General features: G+C 47.6%; 8 protein-coding genes. 6 read left to right on the top strand and 2 right to left on the bottom strand.

The features are described from left to right. Nucleotides 1-69 precede the first annotated feature (69 nt). From NO559_RS01570 to NO559_RS01560, 3 genes are read left to right on the top strand one after another with little or no spacing between them, the layout of a single operon-like run. Nucleotides 70-2,091 (top strand): DNA polymerase V family protein, encoded by a 2,022-nt coding sequence (locus NO559_RS01570; protein WP_258330016.1) that lies wholly within the window; start codon nt 70-72, stop codon nt 2,089-2,091. Between the two features lie 2 nt (nt 2,092-2,093). Beyond that, nucleotides 2,094-4,976 carry a response regulator gene (locus NO559_RS01565; RefSeq protein WP_258330015.1) on the top strand — a complete coding sequence of 961 codons (2,883 nt, stop codon included), beginning with the start codon at nt 2,094-2,096 and terminating at the stop codon, nt 4,974-4,976. 31 nt (nt 4,977-5,007) lie between these two features. Then, nucleotides 5,008-6,792 carry an EAL domain-containing protein gene (locus NO559_RS01560; protein ID WP_258330014.1) on the top strand — a complete coding sequence of 595 codons (1,785 nt, stop codon included), beginning with the start codon at nt 5,008-5,010 and terminating at the stop codon, nt 6,790-6,792. A gap of 6 nt (nt 6,793-6,798) precedes the next feature. Here NO559_RS01560 and NO559_RS01555 read toward each other — a convergent pair whose 3' ends face one another. After that, nucleotides 6,799-7,509 carry a 16S rRNA (uracil(1498)-N(3))-methyltransferase gene (locus NO559_RS01555; protein WP_258330013.1) on the bottom strand — a complete coding sequence of 237 codons (711 nt, stop codon included), beginning with the start codon at nt 7,507-7,509 and terminating at the stop codon, nt 6,799-6,801. A gap of 186 nt (nt 7,510-7,695) precedes the next feature. Here NO559_RS01555 and NO559_RS01550 point away from each other — a divergent pair, with 186 nt between their 5' ends. Further along, a complete protein-coding gene (locus NO559_RS01550) occupies nt 7,696-9,849 on the top strand; it encodes an ATP-binding protein (RefSeq protein ID WP_258330012.1) in 2,154 nt (717 codons plus the stop codon). Between the two features lie 11 nt (nt 9,850-9,860). On the opposite strand, the gene rimO is transcribed toward NO559_RS01550, so the two are convergent. Beyond that, nucleotides 9,861-11,249: a 30S ribosomal protein S12 methylthiotransferase RimO gene (gene rimO, locus NO559_RS01545; RefSeq protein ID WP_258330011.1), complete on the bottom strand. Its 1,389-nt coding sequence runs from the start codon at nt 11,247-11,249 to the stop codon at nt 9,861-9,863. Nucleotides 11,250-11,502: 253 nt separating this feature from the next. Here rimO and NO559_RS01540 point away from each other — a divergent pair, with 253 nt between their 5' ends. After that, entirely contained in the window at nt 11,503-12,888 is a 1,386-nt protein-coding gene (locus tag NO559_RS01540) for an APC family permease (RefSeq protein ID WP_258330010.1), read from the top strand. A gap of 74 nt (nt 12,889-12,962) precedes the next feature. Next, a complete protein-coding gene (locus NO559_RS01535) occupies nt 12,963-15,353 on the top strand; it encodes an aminotransferase class III-fold pyridoxal phosphate-dependent enzyme (RefSeq protein ID WP_258330009.1) in 2,391 nt (796 codons plus the stop codon). Nucleotides 15,354-15,364 lie beyond the last annotated feature (11 nt).

Below are 15,364 nucleotides of genomic sequence, written 5' to 3'. Positions count from 1 at the left end.
GAGGTACTCACTATAGACGGCACCGCCATAGCGCTCATTAACAGCAGCGGCACTACCGCGACTAATGGCTTGAGTTATAACGTATCGATAAGTGGCACTACCGCCACCATTACCCTTAGCGGTGGTAGCCTAAGTGCAACAAACACTGAAACCTTAGTGGACGGTATTAGCTACCAAAATACCAGCAACGACCCCACTGCTGGCAATAGAGTAGTCACCCTTACCAGCCTGAAAGACAATGGCGGCACCGCTAATGGTGGCGATGACACTGCGGCCTTAAGCATAGCCAGCACGGTGGCGGTAGTTGCCGTTAACGACGAGCCTACGTTTACCGCGACTGGCAGCAACCCTACTTTTACCGAAGGTGGCGCGGCACAGAACTTATTTAGCGGTACCTCAGTAGACGTTATAGAATCTGGGCAGGTGCTGGGCGAGCTCACCCTAACTATAAGCAATGTTAATAATGGCAGCGCCGAAATACTCAATATAGACGGCACCGCCATAGCGCTCATTAACAGCAGCGGCACTACCGCCAGCAATGGCTTGAGCTATAGCGTGTCCGTAAGCGGCACCACTGTTACCGTTACTCTTAGCGGTGGTAGCTTAAGTGCAGCCGCCACCGAAACCTTAGTGGACGGCATTAGCTATCAGAACAACAGCGAAGCCCCCAACACCAGCAACCGCGTCGTCACTATTAGCAGCTTTAAAGACAACGGCGGTACTGCTAATGGCGGTGACGATACTGTGGCTTTGGGTATTCGCTCTACAGTAGCAGTGCAAGCGGTGAATGATGTGCCAACGGGTAATGTCAGTATTGCTGGCTCGGTAGTGGAGGATCAAACCCTTACTGCCAATACCTCAACCCTGGCTGATAAAGATGGTTTGGGAACTTATAGTTACCAATGGCTGCGCAACGGTGTGGCCATTAGTGGGGCTACCAGTGCTACTTATACCCTAGGTGATGCGGACGTAGGCAAAACCATACGGGTAGCAGTGAGTTATACCGATGGTAGTGGTAACGCGGAAAGCGTTAGCAGTGCCGCTACAGCAGCGGTAGCTAATATTGATGACCCCTTAGTAGGTAACGTCACTATAGACGGTACTGCCTTTGTGGGCACCACGCTAAGCGCTAACACTTCAGGTTTATCAGATGACGATGGCTTAGCCAGTTTTAGCTATCAATGGTTGCGTGATGGTGCGGTGATTGATGGTGCTACTGCTAGCAGCTACTTATTAACCAGTGATGATAGCGATAGCGATATTAGTGTGCGGGTGACCGCCACGGATAGTTATGGCGCTAGCGCTGCGAAAACCAGTGCCTCGGTAGCGGTTGAAGAAGTGTTTGTGGTGATTACCGACCCTAGCGTTGTCGAGCCAGAGCTGCCAGTGCCTGAAGCCATTGATGACGATGCCGAAGAAGACAGCGCTGAAGAAGATAACTCTACGGATGAAGATTCTGAAGCTGAGACCGATGCCGATGAAATTGCAGCATTTATCGCTCAGGAAAATGAGGATGACGATATTGATGATGGCCAATTTGATAACCTCAATACGTTAGAAATTGACAGTCTCACCGGCTTTGGCAATGAGCTAGGTGATGGTGATAGTTCCTCTACAACGGCTAATACCAGCAATATTAATGTGAGGCTGTTAAATAATAATTCGGCATTAGCTTCAGCGGTAGAGGCCAGTGTGTCCGGCAGTGTTGATACGGGATTTTCTTCTTTTGTCGATCCCTTGGTCTTAGTGAGTTCGCAAAACTTATCCGATAGTTTAGATACTATGCGGGAAACCTTTGTCAGCAATATAGAACGCAATCAATCAATATTAGGCGGCACAGTTACTGCTACAGCTAGCTTATCCGTGGGCTATGTGGTGTGGCTGATACGTAGTGGCGTGCTATTAAGTAGTGCGTTAAGCGCCTTGCCAGCATGGCGCTTTATAGATCCTTTACCCATATTGTCGCAAGGTAAAGGCGGTTTAGCGGGAGGGGATGAAGAAACCCTAGAGTCCATAGTCGCTAACGATAGTGGCGCAGCCGATGCCGAGCCCGTACCGCAAACCGATAACAATAAAAAACCGAGTCACTAACCATGCAATTTTTGAAGCAGTTTTTAAAAACTAATGGCACCACCCTGCGCTTAGCTATGGGGCAGTGCAGTGTATTAATTACTCTATTATTAGTGGCCGCATTTTTTGGTTTAATCCCCAATCGTGATCAGGCAATAATAGATGGCCGAGTGGCCGTGGCAGAGGCGATAGTTTCCAACGCTTCTATTTTTATTACCCGCTCTGATATCAGCCGTATGGAAGCTAATCTGCGCTTGGTGTTGAGCCGCAATCCTGAAATCTTATCGGCAGCTATACGTAGAGGTGAATCAAAAGCGATAGTGACGGTGGGCGAACACGCGGAGCACTGGAAGCTTGAAGGCGATGCGAATAGCCAGTTAGTGGTACCTATTTGGGAAGGGGAAAGCCAATGGGGGCAAATAGAGCTGCGTTTTGAGCCGCTGCGGCCGCAAGGTTTTTTTGGCTTTATGTTGGAACCAGTGTTTTTGCTGATAGCTTTTTTATCATTCACTTGTTTTATATTGTTCTTTCTGTATTTACGCAAAATGCTCAAGGACTTGGATCCTTCGCAGGCCGTGCCCGATCGTGTGAGGTCGGCTTTGGATACCATGGCAGAGGGTTTGCTGGTATTGGATGCCAAGCAAAATATAGTATTGGCCAACGAAGCTTTTTCAGGTTTGGTTAAGCTCAGCAGTGAGCAGCTATTTGGTAAAAGTGTGGCAATGTTTGAGTGGTTAGCTGCGGATGGCGGTGCCCTGAAAAAAGACGAGCTGCCTTGGACGCTGGCTCTAAAAAACTGTGAAGCACAAAAAGGGCGAGCAATAAAATTAGTGGTGCCCGGGCAAACTAACCGAACATTTTTAACCAACTGCTCACCGGTATTAACCAGCGATGAAAAAGCGGGCGGGGTGTTAATAAGCTTTGATGATATTACCGAGCTAGAAGAAAAAGAGCAGCAGCTACGGCAGTCTAAATTAGAGGCGGATCAGGCCAACCAGGCTAAAAGTGATTTCCTGGCCAATATGAGCCATGAAATTCGCACCCCTATGAATGCCATTATGGGCTTTACCGAGGTATTAAAACGAGCCTATAAAACCCGCAGCAGTGATAGGTTGGAAAGTGAAAACCTTAAATATCTCAACACCATTGCCAGCAGCAGCAAACACCTGCTGGAGCTGATCAACGACATACTTGATTTATCAAAAGTTGAGGCCGGCCAGGTAGAGGTAGAAACCTTACCCTGTGCATTGCATAGTATTATTCAAGATGTAGTACAGGTTATGGCAGTTAAAGCACAAGAGAAAAACCTTAGCCTAGAGTTTATTCCCGAGGGGCCTTTCCCTGCTAGCATAGCCTCTGACCCTTCACGCCTGCGGCAAATACTCACCAACTTAATTGGCAATGCCATCAAGTTTACCGAGCAAGGTGGCGTTAAAGTGGTGACACGCTTAGTACCTACTGGCGCTGATGCGGTTGTTGAAATAGATGTATTAGATACCGGCATAGGCATGACGGAGCAACAGGCCAGCGCCATTTTCTCACCATTTGTACAGGCCGACACTTCTATCACCAGGCGTTTTGGCGGTACCGGCCTAGGCTTGACGATTAGTAAGCGTTTTGCAGAAGCGCTGGGCGGCGATATTGTGGTAAGCAGCGCGCCAGGAAAAGGCAGTTGTTTTACTACCCGAATCAATGCCGGTGATATTAGTGGCGTCGCCATGCTGAGTGTAGAGGAATTGTTGCAAGCAGCTGAACCTGTAGAGGCTCATGTCAATGGTCAATGGCAGTTTCCAGCCGCTAAAATTCTGGTGGTTGATGATGGTCAAGAAAATCGCGATTTACTCAGTGTGGTGTTAAGTGATTTAGGTTTAGAGGTCTACACTGGAGAGGATGGCCAGCAAGCGTTAGATCAATTAGCCAAACATAGCTTTGATTTGGTGCTAATGGATGTGCAAATGCCGGTTATGGATGGCTTTACCGCGGCCAGACGTATGCGCGAGCAAGGCCTGGCTATCCCTGTCATTGCCCTTACCGCTGATGCCATGAAAGGTGCTAAAGAAAAATGCTTAGCAGCGGGTTACTCGGACTATATGTCTAAGCCGATTAATATAGATCAGCTTACCGAATTATTGGCGCAAAAATTAAATGGTCAATGGTTGGAGCAAGAGCCCGGCCACGTGGAGGCTGGCCCTGCTGATGAGCAAGTACAAGCAGCAACAGATAACAGCCCCATTGTCAGTAGCTTGGCGGGGGGCAATCACCGCTTTCAAACAATCATTGATAAATTTATCCAGCGCTTGCAGCAACAAATGGCGACCATAGAACAAGCCTTAGAGCAGGACGATTATAAAGCCTTAAAAGATTTAGGGCATTGGCTGAAAGGGTCGGCGGGTTCGGTAGGCTTTCATCATTTTGATGAGCCCGGTGACGAGCTGGAGCAGCTGGCCAAGCAGGGCGATAAGCAAGGGCTGATAAAGGTGGTCGCCGAGATAAAGGCCTTGACCGCCAGGTTAACACTGCCTAGTGACAATGCGCCAAATGCCAGCGTTGAACAAAGCACATCCAATCAGCTAGAGCAGCCATCGCTGCCTAAGTCTGTAACATCAAGCTTAGCGGCTAATCCTAAGCTGCGGCCTATAGTAGAAAAATTTGTATTGCGCCTAGCCACGCAATTAGACGAAATGGATAGTGTAATAGAGCAACAAAATTTTGTGGCGCTGTCGGATTTGGCGCACTGGTTAAAAGGTTCAGCGGGAACTGCAGGTTTTAATGATTTTACTGATATTGCCGCCGAGTTAGAGTTGGCGGCAAAAGATCAGGATATTGAAAAAATTCGTAAAGAGATGAAGTTGATTAGGGTGTTATTTGAGCGCATAGAAATGAATACTATTAAGGATATGGTATAAGCATTATGGCTCAATCCCATTAAGGAATGTTATGAGCGAAACTGTTTCCACATTACAAGTAGATGAGCTTTTTTTGCAGCTAAAAGACTCTGTGATAATGATGGTTGATGATGAACCGTTATTGATGGAGTTGTTGCAAGCTTTTCTGGAGGATGAAGGTTATAAAAAATTTATAACCGTAGAGGATTCTCGTAAAGCATTAGATGTTTTAGATGTCGAAAGGCCTGATATTCTGTTGCTGGATTTAAATATGCCGCATGTAGATGGGTTTGAGATTTTAGCCTCTGTGCGCAAGCTTAAAATGATGCAGCAGATCCCCGTCATTGTGTTGACCTCGTCTAGTGATGCCGAAACCAAATTAAAAGCTTTAGAGCTAGGCGCAACAGACTTTCTTTCCAAGCCGGTAGATTCCAGTGAGCTGGCCTTGCGTTTGCGCAATACTTTGATGGTCAAGTCCTATCAAGATCAACTGACCTACTATGATACCTTGACGCAATTGCCAAATCGCAAGTTGTTTATGGACCGTTTAGAGTGGTCTATAAAAAAATCACGGCGCGATCAAGAGCGCATGGCTTTGCTGAATATAGGGTTAGACAAGTTTAAGCAGGTTAATGATAGCTTGGGGCCTAGGGCGGGTGATGAGATCCTAACGGAAGTGTCTAGGCGTTTAATAGACAGTGTTAGGGAAAGTGATGTTGTTTCACGTTTAGGTGTAGACGATTTGTGGCGTCAGCTAGCGCGCTTAGGTGGTGATGAGTTTTGTATCTTATTACCCCATGTGGTGCATGGTGATGGCGCTGCGTTTGTGGCAGAGCGCATACAAAAATCTTTAGCTAAAGCTTTTGTTGTTGATGGTAATGAAATTTATATCAGTGCCAGTATAGGTATTGCACTTTTCCCTAATGATGGTGAAGAGGCGGATGTGTTAGTACAAAATGCTGGTGCCGCTGCTGCTTATGCCAAACAGCAAGGTGTGAATAACTACGCATTTTATTCCAAAGAAATTAATGAGCTCTCTAAAAAACGCCTGAGTATGGAGGCTGCTTTGCGGCGAGCTTTGGATAATAATGAGTTTGTACTGCACTATCAGCCTAAAATTGATTTGCAAACCGGTAAGGTAAAAGGTTGTGAGGCCCTAATACGCTGGGACAGCCCAGAGATGGGCATGGTGCCGCCTTTTAAGTTTATTCCTATCGCTGAAGAGAGCGGTTTAATTGTACCCATAGGTACTTGGGTTATAGAAGAGGCCTGTAGGCAGCAAGTGGCGTGGCGCCAGCAGGGCTTGGGCGATTTGATAGTTGCGGTTAATGTGGCCGGCCCACAGTTTAATATGAATAATCTGCAGCAAGTTATCTGCTCCGCTATAGAGGCTGCCGGTATGAATCCTAATTTTTTGAAATTAGAGATTACTGAAGGCATGATGATGGGCGATGAAGATAGCTTAATTAAAAAGCTTAATGATATTAAATCCTATGGCCCCAGTTTTTCTATTGATGATTTTGGTACGGGTTATTCATCATTAAGCTATCTTAAACGTTTCCCGCTTGACGAATTGAAAGTTGATAGGTCTTTTATTATAGATGTGCCCAAGGCTAAGGATGACTCCGCTATAGTCAAAGCGATTATAGCCATGGCTCACAGTCTAGATTTAAATGTGGTCGCAGAAGGGGTGGAAGAGCTAGAGCAGTTAGAGTTTTTAAAAGGCTTGGGTTGTAATGTAATACAGGGCTTTTATTTTAGTAAACCTTTGCCTGCACAAGCCTTTGCTGAATTTGTTAGGGCTGGTGTTGATTTGGTGTCAGCTACTAATACTTAAAGCCGTTTAGTTAAACAGCTTGGCTGTTAATACGGTTACAGCATTTTCAACTTTTAAAATGCGCGGGCCTAAGTGTATACCGCTAAAGCCCGCAGCTAAAAATTTATCTACCTCATAAGGGGTGAAGCCACCTTCTGGGCCTATGGCCAAGGTGGTAGGGCAGTTAATTGCTAGTGGGCAGGCCTCTCCAGTGTCGGGGTGGGCAATAAGTTTTTTAGTGTCGGCGCAGAGTTTGGGTAGTTCGTCTTCTACAAAAGGTTTAAAGCGTTTATAAAAGCTGACCTTGGGTAGTACGGTATCTTTAGCTTGTTGTAGGCCGTCCAATAAATAGCCTTGTACATTGGCTTCACTAATGGCTGGGCTTTGCCAAAAACTTTTTTCAACTTTATAGCTGTTAATGATAATCAGCTCGCTAACGCCTAGCTCAGCAATGCTGCGAAAGATACGGCGTATCATTTTGGGGCGCGGTAGCGCTAAGATGATTCTTAGCGGGAGTTTTGGCGGCGGCGGCTCTGTGTTGAGCACGCAGAGTTGTACACTATGTTCATCGATGTTGATAATCGTGCCAGTGGCCATTAAGCCGTTTATCATACCTAAACGCACCGTATCACCGGGCTGTGAGCGGTGTACGTGGCGTATGTGTTGATAGCGCTCATCGCTTAGGCTTAGCTGTTGATGGCCATCGAGCTCGTGGGCAGCAAATAAGATTAAATTCATGGTGTTGAACTGCATCGTGTGTGAACATAAAGGGCAATTGTACCGCATATTAGCCATGATCATAACGCGGCTGTTTTTTAAGCCGCGCTTGGTTCCGGCTGCTGTTTTTGGTTATGTACACGGGGTGTGCAAATAGCTATAGGGTAGTTGCGGCGTTTACGTATTGAGGCTTTTAAAGATCAGCTTATGAAACAACTATCGCGTTTACAATTATTACTCATCTGCCTGCTATTGGCGGTGGCTAGCCAGCAGTTGTTTAGTTTTATGGTGCGCTTAATTGACGAAGCCCACTACGCTAGGCAGCGCATGGATGTAGTGAATCAGCTAGGGCGTTTTCGCTTAGATTTAGAGCAGCGCTTAAATTCAACTTTTTATATTACCCAAGGTATAGAGATATTAATCTCTACGTTAAAGCTTGAAGGCGCTTCGATATTAAGCCAGCAGGACAAGATAGAAGCATGGGCAAGAGAGGCCACCACTAGGCTACCCTATATTAACAATGTCGCCATCTCAGAAGCCTATACCATACGCTTTGCCTATCCCATGGAAGGGAATGCCGCAATTATTGGCCACAACTATAGAGATTTACCTGGGCAGTGGCTTGCAGTGCAGCGCGCAGTGCAGTCGCGTATGCCAGTGGTGGCAGGCCCCTTGCAATTGATACAGGGTGGTACGGGTATTATTTGTCGTATCCCTTTATTTAGTCATACCCAGAGTAAGCAGCCCGGGAAGTTTGTAGGCATAGTGAGTATGGTGGTTGATTATCAGGCTTTGCTACAGAGCGCTGGCTTGAATGAAGCTGAAAAAACCTTAAGCATAGCCATGCGCGGTAAGGATGGGCTGGGAGCCAGTGGCGATATTTTTTATGGCGAAGATGTTTTGTTTAACGCGGAAAATATTAGCCAAGGTGTTAATTTTCTCGGTGGAGAATGGTTGCTGGCGGCTAAGCCTAAGGCCGGCTGGTCGCATGAGTCGCCGTATTCTGTGAGCCTTAGTGTATTGGGCTATTTACTGTCTTTATTGATTGCAGTGCTGTGCTACTTTGCGGTGCGCGGCATGCAGCTGCGTATAGCTACAGTGCGAGACTTTAATAAAACTCTAGAACAGCGAGTGGCAGAGCGCACCGAGCAGCTTAGCCTGGCTAAAAGTGAAGCGGAAAGAGCTAATGTCGCCAAGAGTGAGTTTCTAGCGGTCATGAGCCACGAACTGCGCACACCGTTAAATTCAATTTTAGGTTTGGCTCAGTTAGTTGAAGCCATGGACCTGGGCGAATTGCAGCGTGCTTATATAGCTAAAGTGGTGACCTCGGCCAATTTATTATTAGGGCTGATTAATAATATTTTAAGTTATACCAAGGTTGAATCCGGCAATATGGTCTTGGAGCCAGAGTCCATTGCCCTTGCCGATACGCTGAAAAAAATTAGCGATGTGTTTGAAGCGCAGGCCACCGCTAAAGGCTTGTTATTTGCCATTGCGGTGGACGATAGCGTGCCGGAATTTATTGAGTGTGACAAAGGCAAACTGTTACAGCTGCTAAGCAATTTGTGTGGCAACGCCATAAAATTTACTGAGCGCGGCCAAGTTAAATTATCAGTGCACTGTGTAACTAAGCCCGAAGCGGCTGACAAACAGTGCTGCCTGCGCTTTGTTATTAGTGATACCGGTATAGGCATTAGCGAACAGGATCAGCAACAAATCTTTAAGCCCTTTGTGCAAATTGATAATAGTATTGCTCGCCAGTATCAGGGCTCGGGCCTGGGGTTGAGCATTTGCCAGCGTTTTGTGACGTTAATGAATGGCCGTATAGGTGTGAATAGCCGGCCAGGGCAGGGCAGTGAGTTTTGGTTTGAAATCCCGGTGAATGAAATAGCAGCGTTACCTCATAACGGGCATATTTCTTCTGTGCAACGTTTAGATACGGCCGTGGCCCAAAGCTTGCCATTATTACAGGGTATGAGGGTTATTTTGGCCGAAGACAATCCGTTTAATCAAACCTTGGCGGTGGCCTTATTAAATAAAGTAGGCCTAGAGGTGCACGTGGCTGAAAATGGCCTGCAGGTGTTAGAGCTGTTAGAGAATATGCCGGTGCATGGCGTGCTAATGGATATACAAATGCCACAGCTAGATGGTTTGGCGACGACTAGGCGGCTACGTGCCGACTCGCGTTTTTATGACTTGCCTATTATTGCCATGACTGCCAACGCCATGCGCGAAGATAAACAGCAAGTGTTAGCAGCCGGCATGAATGATTTTGTGGCCAAGCCCATAGACTTTGAACATTTGTATGCCGTGCTGATTAAATGTTTGCAGCGTGAGCAGCAATATCCTGAGCGGGTGTAGCGATAGTCACCTTAACCAGCAGTGTCGTCTTCATAGATGGGCTCTGCCCATAAGTCGTATTCATCTGCGCCGGTAATGGTCACTAATAGGGCATCGCCGGGGAAAGTATCGGTAAAACCGTCTAAGTAAACTTTGCCGTCGATTTCTGGAGCATCGGCATAGCAGCGGCCTACCGCTCCCTGCTCGTCTACTTCATCAATCAACACTTCCATCTCTTGGCCTATGCGGGCCTGCAGGCGTGCCGTAGAGATGCGCTGCTGGGTTTGCATAAAGCGCTCCCAGCGTTCCTGCTGTACATCTTCAGGCACATGCTCGGGTAGTTCATTGGCGGTGGCGCCGTCTACTGGTGAGTATTTAAAACAACCCACGCGGTCTAGCTGAGCTTGTTCCAGCCAATCTAACAGCATTTGGAAGTCCTCCTCAGTTTCACCGGGGAAGCCCACAATAAAGGTGGAGCGTATCACCAGCTCGGGGCAGATCTCGCGCCAGGCTTTAATCCGTTCTAACACTTTAACTTGGTTGCCGGGGCGCTTCATCAATTTAAGAATGCGCGGGCTGGCGTGTTGGAAAGGGATGTCTAGGTAGGGCAGGATTTTTCCCGCAGCCATTAAGGGGATGACTTTATCCACATGGGGGTAGGGGTAAACATAGTGCAGGCGTACCCACACACCTAACTCACCCAAGGCTACGGCTAAATCTTGCATGCGAGTTTCGTGGGCTTGGCCGTCCACAAAGTCCAGCTTGTATTTTACATCTACACCATAGGCGCTGGTGTCTTGGGAGATCACCAATAATTCGCGTACCCCAGCCGCCACCAGTTTTTTGGCTTCATCTACCACTTCGGATATGGGGCGGCTAACCAGGTCACCACGCATAGCGGGGATGATGCAAAAGGTGCAGCGGTGGTTGCAGCCTTCTGAAATTTTTAAATAGGCGTAATGTTTGGGGGTGAGCTTAATGCCTTGCGGTGGCACCAAGTCTATTAGGGGGTTGTGCTCAGCTGCGGACTTTTGCTCGATAACCGGGGGGATATACTCATGCACCGCGCCCAATACCGTGTCGTAATCAGCCGGGCCACTGACGCTAAGCACGCCGGGATTGGCGGCCTTTATGGCCTCGGCATCGCTGCCCTTGCCCATACAGCCGGTGACTATCACCTTGCCGTTTTCTTTCATGGCCTCGCTAATGGCGTCCATAGACTCTTGCTTGGCGCTGTCTATAAAACCACAGGTATTCACCACCACCACATCGGCATCGTCGTAGCTGGGGCTAATATCATAGCCCTCTAACTTGAGCTGGGTGAGTATGCGCTCGGAGTCGACTAGAGCTTTGGGGCAGCCTAGGCTAACAAAACCGACTTTTTGCTTGGAATCACTGCTGTTGGTGGGTGTAGATGACATAGAGACTACCGATTTACGGGGCTGGCTAAAGGAGGCGCATTGTACAGAAATGGGGCGCTGTAGGCTATTGGGTAGATATGCCTACTGCCGCCTAGCGGTTTGCGGGAGCTGGGGCATGCCAGGCTAGCTCTGGCCTGGCTGAACCTAGGTTCTCGACAGCGAAACCTAGATATTAAGCCTGCGCCCTATAATGCTGGCCTTCGATATAGCTAGTTTTAGCCGTATCTTCGTCAGTTACCCATAGGGCTAATAAATGGACAGTGTTGTTCACCATATAAAATCACTGAGGTTGCGAGACCTTACCCTTTTCACCGTATCCGCGATTTTACTGCTAGATACCTTAGCTGCCGCTGCCGCCGTGGGTGCGTCCAGTATTTTTTGGTGGCTATTTCTAGGCGTTATCTTCTTTATACCTTTTGGCTTGATCAGTGCCGAGATGGGCACCACCTACCCTGAGCAGGGCGGCATATACGCATGGCTGCGTGATAGCTTTGGTGGCCGTTGGGCCTCTAGGGCAACCTGGGGCTATTGGGTGAATACGGCGCTATGGAACCCCGCTATTTTTATTTTGTTTGCCGCGGTGTTTAGCCAATTATTTATCCCCGATTTAGCACTTAAATGGCAAATAGGCTTGGGTATAGCCCTGTCGTGGATTGCGGTGGCCATTAATATTATTACCTTAGAGGTGGGTAAGTGGATTCCCAACGTGGGTGCCATTTTAAAAGTAGTGATTTTTATAGCGGTGATAGTGGGGGGGCTTGCCTATAGCCAGGATCACGGCATGGCTAATCAAATAAGCTTTGAAACTTTAAAGCCTAACTGGGGAGAGGGTATGCAATATATCCCCGTGATTATATACGGCATGTTAGGTTTTGAGTTGATGTGTGCGGGCAGTGACGAAATACACGAACCCGCCAAAAATGTGCCAAAAGCGGTTTTGTTTTCCGGCTTAATTATCATCGGCCTTTATACATTGGGCACAGCTGCCATTTTGGTGGCTATACCCGCGCAGGAAATTAATCTCGTAGAAGGTTTGATGAATACCCTGTATTTATTTTTTGGTGGTTCTGTATGGGGTGATGCTTTCGCTTTGAGCTTAGGTGTTGCGGCGCTATTTACCTTTTTCTCTAACGGTGTGACCTGGTCGCTGGGCTGCAACCGTGCCATAGCCGAGGCCGCTAATGAAGGTGAGTTCCCCGCTTTCTTGGGGTATGAGCATAAGTCTTTAGGCACACCCATAGGTGCGGCTATTACTATGGGCTGTGTCAGTACCTGCGTATTAGTTCTTTACGGCTTAATGGCGGGTAACAGTGAGGATTTATTTTGGTCGCTGTTTTCTTTTAGTGCCGTAATCGCGCTATTGCCTTATATAGGCATGATGCTCGCTTTTTTAAAAATGCGCGTGAGTGACGGTGAGACTCCCAGGCCTTTTAAACTTGCTGGCGGTATGGCAATCGCAGGCCTTTGTGCGGGTTCCTGTATTAGCGTGTTGTGCCTATCCATAGTGCTGTTTATTTATAACCCCAACCACGGCATGCAGTGGCCGGTATTTGTGGGCGCTATTGCGGTGCTTATTGTCGGTGAGATTGTTATACGCAGTGCCGAAATCCGCAAAGACAATTCCTTGCGTCAAAGTTAAAGAATATTACTTTCAAAAATTGAACTAAGACCATCGCCCAGCTACTGGGCTTGCTGTAAATAGAGGTAACAGTAATGAATCAATTGAATCGCGATGTAGTGAAAGGTGATAACACTATATTAAAGCGTAGTAGACCAAACTTTTCTATGGCTGAAGTGCAAGCCATCGCCAAAAAACACTTTGCCTTGAATGGCATTTTTAAAGAAGTACCTAGCGAGCGAGATCAAGGTTTTATAGTCACCTCAGAGCGTGATGAAAAATATATATTAAAGATTTCAAATTCGCAGGATGATGTTGGCGTTATAGACTTTCAAACACAGGTGTTAAGGCATGTAGAGCAGCAGGACCCTAATTTACCCATTCCCCGGGTAATACTTAGCCAAGGCGGAGCTTGCGAAGAAATAATAAAAGGTAAGAGTGGCGAAAAACACGTAGTGCGTTTACTAACTTTTTTGCCCGGCGTTATGGTAAGAGACCGTCCCGAGCTTAATAGTAAGGAATTACGCCGTGATGTAGGGGCTACCGTTGCCAAGCTTGATAAGGCCTTGCGCGGTTTTTTTCACCCCCATGCTAAAAACGTACATCCCTGGGATGTGATGAATTTTATGGTGCATCGCCCACATACCGACAGTATTAGCAATGCCGATATTAGAGCAAAGGTAGAAACCGTATTTGATTATGTGAATGAGCATGTATCACCAAAATTAACACAGCTACGTCATCAAGTGGTGCACCAAGACGCCCATGGCGGTAATGTGCTGTTAAATCCTGACAAGCCTAATTGCGTCGCCGGCTTAATTGATTTTGGTGATATGTTGTACTCGCCATTAATCATGGAATTGGTTGTCGCCTGCAGCATGATGATGGAACAGGTCGACGACCCTGTTAGCAATATGTGTGACGTTATAGTGGGCTACGATAGGGAACTGGCGCTAGAAGAGGAAGAAATAGACTTACTCTACGACCTTATTTTAGTGCGTGTATGTATTTATATTACCCTCTGCGCCTGGCGCTCTGCGGAGCATCCTGAGCAAGAGCCCTATGTTAAAAATATAGAGTTGTACTGGGCATTGTTAGATAAATTATTAAATCAAGGGCGGCACGCGGTTACTTCACGTTTTAGAGCCGCCTGTCGTTTCCCCGCCTATAGCCCTGCTATTGGTGAGCAAGAGCGCGTCAGCGAAAGCGATGAGCGGGAACTGCTAGAGCAACGCCATCAGTTGCTAGGCGAGCAAACCTGGCATTTTTACCAGCGCCCTTTGCACGTTGAGCGGGCGCTGGGGCCATGGCTATATGGCGTAGACGGTAAAGCCTATTTAGATTTATATAATAACGTGCCGCAGGTGGGTCATTGCCATCCGCATGTCGTTAGGGCGATTAGTCGGCAGGCAAAAGTGCTTAATACCAATACCCGTTATCTGTACCGCAGCGTGTTGGATTATGCCGAACGCTTAACCAGCTTAATGCCTGAGCATTTAAATGCCTGTATCTTTTTTAACTCTGGCAGCGAAGCCAATGACATAGCCTTGCAAATGTCACGTTTGATTAGCGGTAACCATGGCGCGATTGTGGTTGAAGATGCCTATCACGGCATTAGCGAAACCATTCGAGATTTATCGCCTAAAAGCCGCCCGCAAACCGCTAACCATATCGCCACCTTAGGTGTGCCATGCAGCTATCGTGGCCCTCACGCCGGTAAAGAAAATAGCGCCGAGTTGTATGCACAAGATGCTGATGCTGCCATCGCAGAGTTGCAAGATAAAGGCATCAAGCCCGCCTGCTTTATGGTGGACACCGCCTATTGCTCTAGCGGAGTGATCGATGTGCCTGAAGGCTATTTAGCTTTAGTAGAACAAAAAGTACGCGCCGCAGGCGGCTTGATAGTTGCCGATGAGGTGCAGGCAGGCTTTGGCCGTTTAGGGCAAATGTGGGGGCACGAGGCGCGCGGTTTAAAAGCCGATATTGTGACCATGGGTAAGCCGGTGGGCAATGGCCACCCCTTGGGCGTGTTGGTCACCAGCAAAGCGATTTTAAATCGCTTTATTGAAGCAACCGCGATGTTTAGTACCTTTGGTGGCAACCCCGTATCCTGTGCGGCGGGCATGGCGGTGTTGGATGTTATTGAAGACGAAGATCTTATTAACAATGCCAACCAAACCGGTGATTACCTGCGAGAGCAATTGCGGCAGCTGGCCACAACCCAGCCGTTAATAGGCGATGTGCGCGGCCAGGGCATGCTGGCATCGGTAGAGTTTGTGACTGATCGTGTCACTAAGGCACCAGCTAGTGAGCAAACTTTTGCGCTACTAGAATTGATGCGAGAGCAGGGGGTGTTGATTGGCAGCTCTGGTCCTTTGCGTAATAGCTTAAAGTTGCGGCCGTCGTTGGTGTTTAGCAGGCCGCAGGTGGATATTTTTATACAGGCCTTGGATAAATGTTTAAGCCAGCTTGCTGCTAATCACTAAACTTGTTTATA

The sequence above is a fragment of the Dasania sp. GY-MA-18 genome (assembly GCF_024734385.1).
Taxonomy (GTDB): Bacteria; Pseudomonadota; Gammaproteobacteria; order Pseudomonadales; family Dasaniaceae; genus Dasania; species Dasania phycosphaerae.
This window is presented reverse-complemented; position numbering and strand designations above follow the sequence as displayed.

What these genes read in the sequence shown, in the direction of transcription:
- NO559_RS01555 (WP_258330013.1), bottom strand. Translation starts at nt 7,509, where the DNA reads ATGAATTTAATCTTATTTGCTGCCCACGAGCTCGATGGCCATCAACAG.
- NO559_RS01560 (WP_258330014.1), top strand. Translation starts at nt 5,008, where the DNA reads ATGAGCGAAACTGTTTCCACATTACAAGTAGATGAGCTTTTTTTGCAG.
- NO559_RS01535 (WP_258330009.1), top strand. Translation starts at nt 12,963, where the DNA reads ATGAATCAATTGAATCGCGATGTAGTGAAAGGTGATAACACTATATTA.
- NO559_RS01550 (WP_258330012.1), top strand. Translation starts at nt 7,696, where the DNA reads ATGAAACAACTATCGCGTTTACAATTATTACTCATCTGCCTGCTATTG.
- rimO (WP_258330011.1), bottom strand. Translation starts at nt 11,249, where the DNA reads ATGTCATCTACACCCACCAACAGCAGTGATTCCAAGCAAAAAGTCGGT.
- NO559_RS01565 (WP_258330015.1), top strand. Translation starts at nt 2,094, where the DNA reads ATGCAATTTTTGAAGCAGTTTTTAAAAACTAATGGCACCACCCTGCGC.
- NO559_RS01540 (WP_258330010.1), top strand. Translation starts at nt 11,503, where the DNA reads ATGGACAGTGTTGTTCACCATATAAAATCACTGAGGTTGCGAGACCTT.